The 12891-nt window shown below is 56.2% G+C and carries 12 protein-coding genes; 9 read left to right on the forward strand and 3 right to left on the reverse strand.

The genetic code is table 11. The features are described from left to right. Positions 1–17: 17 nt before the first annotated feature. From K5Y32_RS19795 to mutH, 3 genes are all read right to left on the reverse strand, one after another. Positions 18–1058, reverse strand: a complete 1041-nt coding sequence (locus K5Y32_RS19795) for an NADP(H)-dependent aldo-keto reductase (protein ID WP_222185551.1) — start codon at positions 1056–1058, stop codon at positions 18–20. 144 nt (positions 1059–1202) lie between these two features. Further along, the gene (locus tag K5Y32_RS19800; RefSeq protein WP_101761992.1) at positions 1203–1421 is read right to left on the reverse strand and encodes a YgdI/YgdR family lipoprotein; all 219 of its coding nucleotides are present in this window, start codon (positions 1419–1421) and stop codon (positions 1203–1205) included. Between the two features lie 104 nt (positions 1422–1525). Then, the gene (gene mutH / locus K5Y32_RS19805; protein ID WP_217549448.1) at positions 1526–2212 is read right to left on the reverse strand and encodes a DNA mismatch repair endonuclease MutH; all 687 of its coding nucleotides are present in this window, start codon (positions 2210–2212) and stop codon (positions 1526–1528) included. Positions 2213–2894: 682 nt separating this feature from the next. Here mutH and rppH point away from each other — a divergent pair. The 9 genes from rppH to recC all read left to right on the forward strand — a co-directional run bounded on the left by rppH (position 2895) and on the right by recC (position 12804). Continuing rightward, positions 2895–3422 (forward strand): RNA pyrophosphohydrolase, encoded by a 528-nt coding sequence (rppH, locus tag K5Y32_RS19810; RefSeq protein ID WP_007890933.1) that lies wholly within the window; start codon positions 2895–2897, stop codon positions 3420–3422. A gap of 12 nt (positions 3423–3434) precedes the next feature. After that, the gene (ptsP, locus tag K5Y32_RS19815) at positions 3435–5681 is read left to right on the forward strand and encodes a phosphoenolpyruvate--protein phosphotransferase (RefSeq protein ID WP_110867966.1); all 2247 of its coding nucleotides are present in this window, start codon (positions 3435–3437) and stop codon (positions 5679–5681) included. A 94-nt stretch (positions 5682–5775) separates the two neighbouring features. Next, positions 5776–6657 (forward strand): prolipoprotein diacylglyceryl transferase, encoded by an 882-nt coding sequence (gene lgt / locus K5Y32_RS19820; protein ID WP_222185552.1) that lies wholly within the window; start codon positions 5776–5778, stop codon positions 6655–6657. After that, positions 6654–7448 (forward strand): thymidylate synthase, encoded by a 795-nt coding sequence (gene thyA, locus K5Y32_RS19825; RefSeq protein WP_222185553.1) that lies wholly within the window; start codon positions 6654–6656, stop codon positions 7446–7448. Before lgt ends, thyA begins: the two co-directional genes overlap by 4 nt. Positions 7449–7660: 212 nt before the next feature. Then, positions 7661–8131 carry a prepilin-type N-terminal cleavage/methylation domain-containing protein gene (locus K5Y32_RS19830; RefSeq protein ID WP_222185554.1) on the forward strand — a complete coding sequence of 157 codons (471 nt, stop codon included), beginning with the start codon at positions 7661–7663 and terminating at the stop codon, positions 8129–8131. After that, positions 8122–8661, forward strand: a complete 540-nt coding sequence (locus K5Y32_RS19835) for a prepilin peptidase-dependent protein (RefSeq protein WP_222185555.1) — start codon at positions 8122–8124, stop codon at positions 8659–8661. The genes K5Y32_RS19830 and K5Y32_RS19835 overlap by 10 nt, the downstream gene beginning before the upstream one ends. Then, on the forward strand, positions 8658–9080 hold the full coding sequence (locus K5Y32_RS19840; RefSeq protein ID WP_222185556.1) for a DUF2509 family protein: 423 nt from the start codon (positions 8658–8660) through the stop codon (positions 9078–9080). Before K5Y32_RS19835 ends, K5Y32_RS19840 begins: the two co-directional genes overlap by 4 nt. Further along, positions 9013–9354: a prepilin-type N-terminal cleavage/methylation domain-containing protein gene (locus K5Y32_RS19845; protein WP_110867962.1), complete on the forward strand. Its 342-nt coding sequence runs from the start codon at positions 9013–9015 to the stop codon at positions 9352–9354. Before K5Y32_RS19840 ends, K5Y32_RS19845 begins: the two co-directional genes overlap by 68 nt. A gap of 69 nt (positions 9355–9423) precedes the next feature. After that, positions 9424–12804, forward strand: coding sequence for an exodeoxyribonuclease V subunit gamma (gene recC / locus K5Y32_RS19850; protein WP_222185557.1), 3381 nt, complete (start codon positions 9424–9426; stop codon positions 12802–12804). Positions 12805–12891: the final 87 nt, after the last annotated feature.

Below are 12891 nucleotides of genomic sequence, written 5' to 3' on the forward strand. Positions count from 1 at the left end.
ATGGCGACCCTACGGTTTTACGGGGCTGGATAGGTAAACTGGCGATGAATCGCTTCCAGTTCCTCTAACACATCGGCGTTCAGCGTCAGATTGAAACTCTCAACGTTAATCTTCAGCTGCTCCAGTGTGGTAGCGCCCACCAAAGTACTGGCGACAAACGGCTGTTGACGCACATACGCCAGCGCCATCTGCGACGGATCGATATTGTGCTTCTTCGCCAGCGCAACATAAGCAGCAATCGCCTGCTGTGACTGATCGCCGCTGTAGCGGGTAAAGCGACTAAACAGCGTATTGCGCGCACCGGCTGGTTTCGCACCGTTCAGGTATTTCCCGCTCAACGTACCAAATGCCAGACTCGAATACGCCAGCAGCTCGACGCCTTCATGCTGGCTGATCTCCGCTAAACCGACCTCGAAGCTGCGGTTCAGCAGGCTGTACGGGTTCTGGATGGTAACGATACGCGGCAGCTCATGCTTTTCAGCCAACTGCAGATAACGCATCACGCCCCACGCAGTTTCGTTCGACACGCCAATGTAGCGAATCTTACCGGCGCGCACCTGTTCGGTCAGCGCTTCCAGCGTCTCCAGCAGCGTCACCGGCACGCTGGAATCGGTGTATTGATAACCCAGCTTGCCGAAGTAGTTGGTCTGACGCTGCGGCCAGTGCAGCTGATAGAGATCGAGATAATCGGTGTTCAGGCGTTTCAGGCTGGCATCCAGCGCTTCGCGGATGTTTTTGCGATCCAGCGCCTGGTTCGGGCGAATCGACGCATCCGCGCCGCGTACCGGACCGGCTACTTTGCTGGCGAGGATGATTTTGTCACGGCTGCCGCGCTTCTTCAGCCAGCTACCAATGTATTGTTCGGTTAATCCCTGGGTTTCCGGGCGCGGCGGCACCGGATACATTTCTGCGGTATCAATCAGGTTGATGCCACTGCTAACCGCGTAATCAAGTTGTGCGTGGGCGTCGGCTTCGCTGTTCTGCTCACCAAACGTCATGGTTCCAAGCCCCAGCTGACTCACTTCCAGCGTGCTATGGGGAATACGGTGATAGTGCATGTGCCGGCATCCTTTTTTCATTATGAAAGGGAATGTTGTGTCCTTTGGGACTATAACGTGTGAAGCGGCGCGGAAGGAAGAGGGGAAAGTTCGGGAAATCGCCTGCACAAGGGGAAAACGCGTGCAGGCAGGGCAATTTGGCACTTAACGCTCAATGATGGTTGAAACCTCGTCACCATTGATCTGCATCTGATGGCCTTGCTCATCGGTGTACTGTACCAATCCGGTCTCTTTATCGATGGCGGGTTTGCCATCTGTCATGATCATGCGGCCATCTTTGGTCGCCATGACGTAATCACTGCTACAACCACTCAATAACAGCGTCACCAAGGTTAAACCTACTGCACTCACCAACCCTTTCATTCTTATCTCCTTCTCGCGACTTCAACAGCAAAAGTGTAGTAATAAATGCTTTCGTCGTTAGGAGTAATCGCATCATTCCTAAAATTATCGGCAGCAATATGCATTTACAGTAAAAAATGTCGCGCCAAAAGCGGACCGGTGAAGCTTTTCTTCAGATAAAAGCCGCGCGGCAGCGTCATGATTGGCTCGCCGTGTTCGCCAATCGCTTCGGTCAACGCTTTGCTATTAGCGGCTTTAGGGCGGATTTGCAGCCAGGCACCGTGCCGTGCGGTGATGCGCTCCACCTGACCGAGCACAATCATGTCCATTAACTCTTCCCAGTCTTCGCGCAGCTGTTGCTCCTCTTCTGCACTCGGATGCCACAGCAGCGGCGAACCGACGCGGCGCTCGGCCAGCGGCAAAGCACGATCGCCTTCGATCGGGATCCACAGCACCCGCGCCAGTTTGTGCCGCACATGGCTGGTTTGCCAGGTTACGCCGCTATTGCCGGTTAACGGCGCGACGCACACGAAGGTGGTTTCCAGCGGTTTGCCCTGCGCATCTACCGGAATCGTTTTCAGCTCAATGCCGAGATGGGCGAAATCCTGCTCGGCTTTGCTGCCAGCGCTGGCACCCAAATGCAGCTCTAACAGCATGCCAACCCAGCCTTTATCGCGTTTCAAATCTGCCGGAATCGGCAAGTTAATCTGCGCCGCCAGCGCGGCAAAGGTCTGTCCCGCCAGCTGCTGTGCGCGCTGCAGTAATTCAGCTTCGTTTTCAGGTGGCGATGGCAATAACGGTGAGGGGTGCATGCTAAAACTCACATTGGTTAAAGAGTGAACAGTAAGCGCGAGCCGGGTTTGTCCACATGGCAGTTAGTTGAATAAAGGTGATAATAGCATGATTCAGCATGCTTTTTTATTTCAATAGAATGGGACGATCCAGTGATATGGCCCGGTTATCCCAGCTTGTTATCGACAATGAACAGGTGTTGAACCTGGTTATCCACAGAAAAGTGGGGTAACACCCTTATGTCCATACCCCTGTTTCCATTTACAGCCTTGACTTTCGCGTTTTGAACGCTTTTTTTCCTTTCTTTGACCAGGTTTAGGGCATTCTCTGTGGATAAAAACGTCGATGATGGATCTTTAACCGATCGAAAAAACTGAGCGGAGTATAACTACGGATCCTGGTAACGATTTAACGGTTAATAAGTCATATCCCGATGAATATGATGATTTTTTTGCGTATTGTTATGTTGGGTGATGAGATTTATCCGAAGGGGTTATTCAATTCATTCCCGTGTTCTGCACAAAGCTATCCACAGAAAAGGTGAATAAGATCGCCGATAAATGGGGGCATCTGTTTATAACTTGGCTAATCTCTGTGAGTTATCCTGTTTTTATTCCGCCTGCGGCCCGCTATCCAGTGGTTTACCGCCTGTAAGGAGTGTGAAACAATCAGGCTATTCAAATTTAGCTTTGAGGTAGTCCAGTGATCGATGATGATGGCTACCGCCCGAATGTTGGTATCGTAATCTGTAACAGGCAAGGACAAGTGTTGTGGGCCAGGCGCTTTGGACAGCACTCCTGGCAATTTCCTCAGGGAGGCATCAATCCGGGTGAAACTGCTGAACAGGCGATGTATCGCGAACTGTTCGAAGAAGTGGGTTTACACCGCAAAGATGTTCGAATACTTGCTTCAACCCGAAACTGGTTACGCTACAAGTTGCCAAAACGTTTGGTGCGTTGGGACACAAAGCCGGTGTGTATCGGCCAGAAACAAAAGTGGTTTCTTCTGCAGTTGATGTGCAGTGACGCGGAAATCAATGTGCAGCACAGCAGCACGCCCGAGTTTGATGGTTGGCGCTGGGTTAGCTTCTGGTATCCGGTACGTCAGGTGGTCTCTTTCAAGCGCGATGTATATCGCCGCGTGATGAAAGAATTCGCGGGCGTAGTGATGTCTATGCAGGAGAGTGCGGGGCAGCGTAATAATGCCGCCCAACGACGTAAAAGAGGATAGGCCACGCCCTTTATGCTCACTCAGTTACGCGAAATAGTAGAGAAAGTGGCGAGTGCTCCACGTCTGAATGAAGCACTCGACATTCTGGTAAACGAAATTTGCCTTGCGATGGAAACCGAGGTTTGCTCGGTTTATCTCGCCGATCACGATCGTCGTTGCTACTACCTGATGGCGACACGCGGGCTAAAAAAGCCGCGTGGTCGTACGGTCACGCTGGCGTTTGACGAAGGCATTGTTGGCCTCGTTGGACGCTTAGCCGAGCCGATCAACCTCGCCGACGCGCAAAGCCATCCCAGCTTCAAATACATTCCTTCTGTTAAAGAGGAGCGTTATCGCTCCTTCCTCGGCGTCCCGATTATCAGCCGCCGCCAGCTGCTTGGCGTATTGGTTATCCAGCAGCGCGAACACCGTCAGTTTGATGAAAGCGAAGAGTCATTCCTCGTCACGCTCGCCACGCAAATGGCGGGATTGCTATCGCAGTCGCAGCTCGGTCAACTGTTTGGTCAATTCCGTCAGACGCGGGTAAAAGCGATTGCCGCTGCGCCTGGCGTGGCGGTCGCGCCGGGTTGGGTGGATGAAACCCAGCCGCTGCTCGATCAGGTTTCCGCTGCGTCCACACTTGACGTGCAGCGCGAACGCGAGCGTCTGGTGCTGGCGATGGGCGAGGCCGGCAACGAATTCCGCCGCTTCAGTAAACGCTTTGCTGCCAGCGTGCAGAAAGAGAGCGCGGCGATCTTCGATCTCTATTCGCACCTGCTCACCGATGCACGCCTGAAAAAAGATCTGTTTGATGAGATCGAGCGCGGATCGGTCGCGGAGTGGGCGGTTAAAACGGTGATCGAGAAGTTCGCCGAGCAGTTCGCCAACTTGCAGGATCAATATTTACGCGAGCGTGCCGGCGATCTGCGCGTGCTCGGTCAACGTCTGCTGTTCCACCTCGATGATTCCCTGGTCGGCACCAATGCCTGGCCGGAACGCTTCGTGTTAGTCGCCGATGAACTCACTGCCACCACGCTGGCTGAATTGCCGCAGGAGCGTCTGGCGGGCGTGGTGGTGCGCGACGGTGCCGCCAACTCGCATGCGGCGATTTTAACGCGCGCGATGGGTATTCCCACCGTGATGGGCGCGGATATTCTGCCGGCGCAGCTCAACAAACGCTTGCTGATTGTTGATGGTTATCGCGGCGAAGTGCTGATCGATCCGGAACCGGTGCTGGTGCAGGAGTATCAGCGTTTAATCAGCGAAGAGAACGCGCTGAGCAAAATGGCCGAAGGCGTGGTCGAGCAGCCCGGTGAGCTGAAAAGCGGTGAGCGCGTTCAGGTGATGTTAAATGCCGGTCTCAGCCCGGAACACGAGCAGGCGCTTGACAACTGGGTGGATGGCATCGGTCTGTACCGCACCGAAATTCCGTTCATGCTGCACAACGGCTTCCCGTCCGAAGAGGAGCAGGTAGCGCAGTATCAGGGCATGTTGCAGCTGTTCTACGACAAACCGGTGACGCTGCGTACGCTGGATGTCGGTGCGGACAAACAACTGCCGTATATGCCGATCAGCGAAGAGAATCCGTGCCTTGGCTGGCGTGGCATTCGCTTAACGCTCGATCAGCCGGAAATCTTCCTGGTGCAGGTGCGCGCGATGCTGCGTGCCAACGTGGCGTCTGGCAACCTGAGCATTTTGCTGCCGATGATCAGCCATATCGATGAGATCGATGATGCGCGTCGTCTGATCGATCGCGCTGGCCGCGAAGTGGAAGAGATGCTCGGCTATGTGATTCCCAAGCCGCGCATTGGCATCATGATTGAAGTGCCGTCGATGCTGTTTATGATCCCGCATCTGGCGGATCGCGTCGATTTCGTCTCGGTTGGCACCAACGATTTGACGCAATATCTGCTGGCGGTTGATCGCAACAATACGCGCGTGGCGAACCTGTATGATTCGCTGCATCCGGCGATGCTGCGGGCGCTGCACACTATTGCCAGCGAAGCCCGCCAGGCCAAGCTAGAGCTCTGTTTGTGTGGTGAAATGGCCGGCGATCCAATGTGTGTCGCGCTGTTAGTGGGCATGGGATATCACCATCTCAGCATGAACGGCAAGAACGTGCCGCGGGTGAAATATCTGCTGCGCCATCTCGATTTTGAAGAGGCACAGAAGCTCAGCGAGCATGGACTGGCCGCGCATACTGCCTCGGAAGTGCGTCATCTGGTCTCCACCTTTATGGAGCGCCGTGGTTTAGGCGGTTTGATTCGCGGCGGGCGTTAACGGTTACAACTTCACGACCTGTAAAAAAAGTGGCTGTGCTATCATGCGCAGCCTTTTATTGTCCCGTTTCAGGGCAGAAAAATGATGGTGAAAGATGACTGACGGCTACATTTCGTTTCCCCAATTCGATCCGGTAATTTTCTCTATCGGACCGGTTTCGCTTCACTGGTACGGCTTGATGTATCTGGTGGGCTTTGTATTTGCTATGTGGCTGGCGACGCGACGCGCCAACAAACCTGGCAGCGGCTGGAAAAAAGAGGAAGTGGAAAACCTGCTGTATGCGGGCTTCCTCGGCGTATTCCTCGGTGGACGTATCGGCTATGTGTTGTTCTACAACCTGCCGTTGTCCCTGGAGAATCCGCTGTATCTGTTTAAGGTCTGGGATGGCGGCATGTCGTTCCACGGCGGCCTGATTGGTGTGATTGTGGTGATGCTGATTTTCGCACGCCGTACCAAGCGCACGTTCTTCCAGGTAGCGGATTTCATTGCACCGCTGATCCCGTTTGGTTTGGGTGCCGGTCGTCTCGGTAACTTCATCAACGGCGAACTGTGGGGCCGCGTGGCGCCCGATTTCAAATACGCGATGTTGTTCCCCGGTTCACGCAGCGAAGATATCGCGCTGGCAGCCAACAATCCGCAGTACCAGGAATTGTTGAACACCTACGGCGTGCTGCCGCGTCATGCGTCGCAGCTGTATGAGCTGTGCCTCGAAGGCATCGTGCTGTTCATCATTCTCAACCTGTTTATTCGCAAGCCGCGCCCCATGGGCAGCGTCTCGGGCCTGTTCCTGATCGGCTACGGCGCATTCCGCATCATCGTGGAGTTCTTCCGTCAGCCGGATGCGCAGCTTGGTCTGTTTGAAGGGGGCGTCAGCATGGGACAGATTCTGTCGATCCCAATGATTCTGGCCGGTGTAATTATGATGATCTGGGCGTATCGTCGTCGCCCGCAGCAACAAACTCGTGAGGTAAAATGAAACAGTATCTGGACCTAATGCAACATGTGCTGAATGAAGGCGCAGAAAAGGCCGACCGTACCGGCACCGGCACGCTCTCCATCTTTGGCCACCAGATGCGTTTCAATTTGCAGGACGGTTTTCCGCTGGTCACCACCAAGAAAGTGCACCTGCGCTCCATCATTCATGAGCTGTTGTGGTTCCTGAAAGGTGAGACCAACATCGGCTACCTGAAAGAGAACAAGGTCACCATCTGGGACGAATGGGCCGATGAGAACGGCGATCTCGGCCCGGTCTACGGCAAGCAGTGGCGCAGCTGGGGCAGCGCCTCGGGTGAAGAGATTGATCAAATCAGTAAAGTGATTGAGCAGTTAAAGCGTGAACCGGATTCGCGTCGCATCATTGTCTCGGCGTGGAACGTGGGCGAGCTGGATCACATGGCTCTGGCGCCTTGCCACGCCTTCTTCCAGTTCTACGTGGCCAACGGCAAGCTCTCTTGCCAGCTCTATCAGCGCTCATGCGATATCTTCCTTGGGCTGCCATTCAACATCGCCAGCTACGCGCTGCTGGTGCATATGGTGGCGCAGCAGTGCGATCTCGATGTGGGCGATTTTGTCTGGACAGGTGGCGATACGCATCTTTACAGCAACCATTTAGAGCAGGCGCGCCTGCAGTTAACGCGTGAGCCGCGCCCGTTACCGAAGCTGGTAATCAAGCGTAAACCGGCTTCTATCTTCGATTATCAGTTCGATGATTTCGAGATTGAAGGCTACGATCCGCACCCAGCGATTAAAGCGCCCGTCGCAATTTAACAACACTCCGTAGGGTCGCCATTCATGGCGACCTCTACTCACCCGCACCTCAATCCTCACTGCATCTCACTCTCCAAATCGCACCTCAATTCTGAATCCGCCTCACAAAACGCTGTATCCCTCTGCATGCCTCAACGATTTCCTGCGCAACGTTTCCCAACGCCGATTTCTCCCGCTTGTTCAACCTCATCCCAGTGGGCAGATTACCCGCCATGAACAGAAACGATAACCACGGTTTCACCTTGCCCGAACTGTTATTGGTGATGGTGATCGCCGGGATACTTAGCGTCGGCGCGCTGCAAGGTTGGCAGCGCTGGCAGCAATATCAACAGCTGCGCGACAGCGTACTGCAACTGCAGGGATTTCTGCTGCGCTTGCGCGCCCATGCTAACTGGCACAATCGCGATCTCACGCTGTGGCTACAGAGCGGTGAAAACGGCTGTCTTGACGCGGGAACTAAACCTACAGAAGGTTGCGCATTGCCCTCGCGCTGGTTATTTAAACCGCCGCATGACAGCGTGCGCCTTGTCGGCATCAATGGTGACGTCGGTTTTTACGGTCGGCGTGATGTCGCGCGTCCCGGCAGCATCGATCTCGCCAGTGCGGCGGGGCGCTGGCGCTTAATCATCTCCGTCAGAGCGCGCATCCGTGCCTGTCAGCCGGGAGAGAAAGGATGCGAATAGCGCAACGCGGATTCAGCCTGCTGGAGATGCTGATTGCCATGGTGATTGGCGCGGTGCTGATGATCAGCGTCGGGCGATTTTTACCGCTGCTGCTGGAGCAGAATCTGCGCCTGCAACAGCGCGTGCAGTTGCAGCAGGAGCTGCAGCAGATCGCCAATACGCTGCAAAAAGCGCTGCGTCGAGCCGGCTATTGCCACGGCCAGTGCAGCGGTTCGGCGCTAACGATTGCCGCCAGCGGCAGCTGCGTTTTACTGCGCTGGGATGAGAACAGCAACGGGCGCTGGGAAGGCGTGGGCCACAGCGAAAGTGACTATTACGGCTATCGGCTGCGCAGCGGACAGCTTGAAATGCAGCGTGGCGTGGATGAGTGCAACAGCAGCGGCTGGGAGAGACTCTCCGATCCGGCGTTTCTCACCATCGATACCTTCAAGCTTGAACGGCAGGGATCGCGTCTGGTACTGCAACTGGCGGGACACGCCAACAGCCAAAGCGTAGAGCTGGAAAGCTGGATAGAAGGAATCAATCTGTGAAGCAGCGCGGCAATAGCACGTTGGGCATGGTGCTGATGATGTTACTGATGGGCGGATTGACGCTACACGCCACGCGAACGCAGCTCTCGCAAGACATGGTGTTAGTGGCTGATGAGCAACTGCACAGTCAGGATTTCTGGCAGGCGCAGGCGGCGTTAGCATGGGGCAGCGTGCAAAACTGGCCGCAGGCCACCGGCTGGCAATGTCAGCAATGGACAGCAGAACAGTGGCAAAGCTGCCTGCTACGAATGGAGGATGACAATGCGTTGTTATCGGGACATGGAGAAGGGCGCTCGCTATGGCTCTATCGTTGGGTATCAATCCCCAACACGCAACCACAGCCGCAAGCGCATGGCTGGATCGATTACTGCCCGCTGTCGCAGCCGGCGCTGTGCCAGCCAGAAGCAGCAGGGCTTTAGCCTGGCAGAAACGCTGGTGGCGATGCTGTTGCTGGCGATGACCATTAGCACGTTGCTGCAATATCATCGCGCGCTGGCGCTGGGTTTTAGCCAGCAGTGGCAGCAGCGTCAGGCGTGGCGCGTTGCCGGCCAGGCGTTGCTTGGACGTGACGTTGAGGGATGGCAGAGTCAGCGCCAGCAGCAGAGCCTGGCGGGCGGCTGCACGCTGGAGCGCGTCACGGTTACGGGTCCACAGCAGCGTTCCGCCTCACTGGCGCAGCTCAATTGCCACTAGCGGTAGGCATCGCAGGTGATAAACGGTAGAGTGGCTCGGCTGCGTTGTTGTCTTGTGTTTAGGAGAAATATGTTCCGGGTATATCACTCTAATCAGCTTGATCTGTTGAAAAATCTGGCAGGTATTCTGATTGAAAATCAACCGCTGGCCGATCCGCTGGCGGCTGAGCAGGTGCTGGTACAAAGCCCGGGCATGGCGCAGTGGCTGCAAATGGAACTGGCCAACAGTTTCGGTATTGCCGCCAATATTGATTTCCCGCTGCCTGCGAGCTTCATCTGGAACATGTTCGTTAAGGTGCTGCCCGATATTCCTGAAGAGAGCGCCTTCACCAAAGCCAGCATGAGCTGGAAGCTGATGCATCGCTTGCCAACTTTGCTGGAGCAGGACGCTTTCCAGCCGCTGCGTCACTACCTCAATGATGACGACGACAAGCGCAAGCTGTATCAGCTCAGCGCCCGTGTTGCCGATCTGTTTGACCAATATCTGGTGTATCGCTCGGACTGGCTCAACAGCTGGGAGCGCGGTGAACGGATTGATGGCTTAGGCGAATCGCAGCAGTGGCAGGCGCTGCTGTGGTGCGATCTGGTTAACTTTACTGAAAGCCTGGGTCAACCGATGTGGCATCGCGCTAACCTCTATGCGCGCTTCATCCAAAAGCTGGAACAGGCGCAAACGCCGCCGCCGGGCTTGCCGCAGCGCGTGTTTATTTGCGGTATCTCCGCGCTGCCGCCGGTCTATCTGCAAGCGTTGGAAGCGCTGGGCCGTCACATTGATATCCATCTGCTGTTCACCAACCCATGCCGTCACTATTGGGGCGACATTCAGGATTATGCCTTTTTGGCCAGGCTGCAAAGCCGCCAGCGCCGCCGCATACAATCGGATGAGGTGCAGCCGCTGTTCCGCGATCCGGCTAGCGCGCCGGCATTGTTTAACGACATCGGCGAGCAGCAGTTGACCAATCCGCTGCTGGCGTCATGGGGCAAGCTGGGGCGCGATAACCTGTTTCTGCTGAGCCAGATGGAGTCCGCCGCCAACGACATTGATGCCTTCGTCGAGATGCCTCAAGACAATCTACTGCACAGCTTGCAAGCGGATCTGCTCAATCTGGACGATAAAGCGGTCATTGGCCTCAACGCCGGTGAGCTGGCGAACAGCGCCGAAAAACGCCTGCTTGACCCTGAAGATCGCTCAATCACGCTGCAGGTGTGCCACAGCGCGCAGCGTGAAGTTGAAGTGCTGCAGGATCATCTGCTTACGCTGATGGAAGCCAACCCCGAACTCAAGCCACGCGACATCATCGTGATGGTGGCGGATATCGACAGCTACGCACCTTTTATTCAGGCCGCGTTTGCCAGCGCGCCGAGCGAACGCTATTTGCCGTTCGCCATCTCCGACCGCCGCGCCAGTCAGGCGCACCCGGCAATTCTGGCGCTGCTCAGCTTGCTGTCTCTGCCTGAAAGTCGCTTTGCCTCCGAAGATGTGCTGGCGCTGCTTGAGGTTCCCGCATTAGCGCAGCGCTTCTCGGTGGATGAAAGCGGGCTGCGCCTGCTGCGCCGCTGGGTGATGGAATCCGGCATTCGCTGGGGACTGGACGATGCCAGCGTGGAAGCGCTGGCGCTGCCGGTAACCGGACAACACACCTGGCGCTTCGGCCTGCAGCGTATGCTGCTCGGCTATGCGCTGGAGAGCCGCAACGGCGACTGGCAAGGGATCCTGCCGTATGACGAATCCAGCGGTTTGATCGCTGAGCTGGCGGGGCATCTGGCTGAACTGCTATCGCGACTCGAAGAGTGGCGTGCGCGTCTGGCAGAAGAGCGCACGTTAGCGGAGTGGCAGCCGCTGTGTCGTGAGCTGATTGAGTGCTTCTTTAGCGGAGACGCCGAAAGTGAAGCCGCGCTGCTGCTGGTGGAAACGCAGTGGAAACAGATTATCGAGCAGGGCATGCAGGCGGCGTATCAACAGCCGATTCCGGTTACGCTGCTGCGTGATGAGCTGCGTTCACGCCTCGATCAACAGCGTATCAGCCAGCGTTTCCTCGCCGGTCCCATCAACTTCTGTACGCTGATGCCGATGCGTTCAATTCCCTTCAAAGTGGTGTGTTTGCTGGGCATGAACGATGGCGTCTATCCGCGCACTTTAGCGCCGCTGGGTTTCGACCTGATGCAGCAACAGATGCGCAAAGGCGACCGTAGCCGCCGCGATGATGACCGCTATCTGTTCCTCGAAGCGCTGATCTCGGCGCAGCAGCAGCTCTATATCAGTTACATCGGGCGGGCGATTCAGGACAACACGGAGCGCTATCCATCGGTGTTAGTGAGCGAGCTGGTGGATTACCTGGGGCAAAGCTTCCGTCTGCCGGGTGATGAAGCGCTCGAACCTGATATCAGCGAGCAGCGCGTGCGTGAACATCTGCAAAAGCTGCATAGCCGCATGCCGTTTGCCGCAGAGAACTTCCAGCCGGGCGCTCACGGGCAAAGCTTTGCTGCGGAGTGGTTGCCCGCAGCCACCGGCAGCGGCGTGGCACAGCCGGATTTTGTGCAGCCCTTGCTGCCTGCACCGATAGATACCTTGTCGCTGGAGCAACTGCTGCGTTTCTGGCGCCATCCGGTGCGCGCCTGGTTCCAGCAGCGCTTGGGGGTGGCTTTCTGGATGGAAGAGAGCGAGCTGCCCGACAGCGAACCGTTCGCGCCTGACAGCCTGGAACGCTACCAAATCAACGCCCAATTGCTGAATACGCTGGTCAACGGTGACGATCCGGCGCAGCTGTATGCGCGTCACCGCGCCGCTGGCAATCTGCCTTATGGCGCGTTCGGGGAACTTTTCTGGCAGAGCCAGACCGAAGAGATGCAGGAAGTGGCCGCCGAGGTGAGTGGTCAACGCCAGCCCGCCGAAAGTTGGGAAATCAATCTGACGCTCGGCGCAGTGCAATTGACCGGCTGGCTAACGCAGGTGCAAGCTGATGGCCTGCTGCGCTGGCGTCCGGGCGTGCTGAACATGAATGATGGTCTGCTGTTATGGCTGGAACATCTGGTGTATTGCGCCTTGGGCGGCAGCGGTGAGAGCCGCATGTACGGTCGTAAACAGAGTCACTGGCGCTTCGCGGCGTTGCCTGCTGAACAGGCGCTGTCGCTACTGCATGAGTATGTTGCGGGTTATCAGGCCGGATTAGTTCAGCCGCTGCTGCTGCTGAATAAATCCGGCGGAGCCTGGCTGGAAGCCAGCTTTGATAGCAAGTCACAGCAGTTGCTGGAAGACGAAGCAACGCAGAAAAAGGCACTTAACAAATTGCTGCAAGCCTGGCAGGGTGGTTTTCAGGTGGAAGGCGAGGGCAGCGATCCCTATCTGCAACGCCTGAGTCGCTCATTGGACGATGATGCCGTGCAGGCGATTACTGCCGCCGCACGCCAATGGTATTTGCCGGTGCGCCTGGCGCATCAAAATGATGAATAGCAATGGGATACGGCCTCGTTTGAGGTTGTTCCTGGCACGATAAGAAAGTTTGTCTATTTCACCGCTGGGCACACAGCCAGCGGAAAA

Source organism: Pantoea sp. DY-15 (genome assembly GCF_019795935.1).
Lineage (GTDB): Bacteria > Pseudomonadota > Gammaproteobacteria > Enterobacterales > Enterobacteriaceae > Pantoea > Pantoea leporis.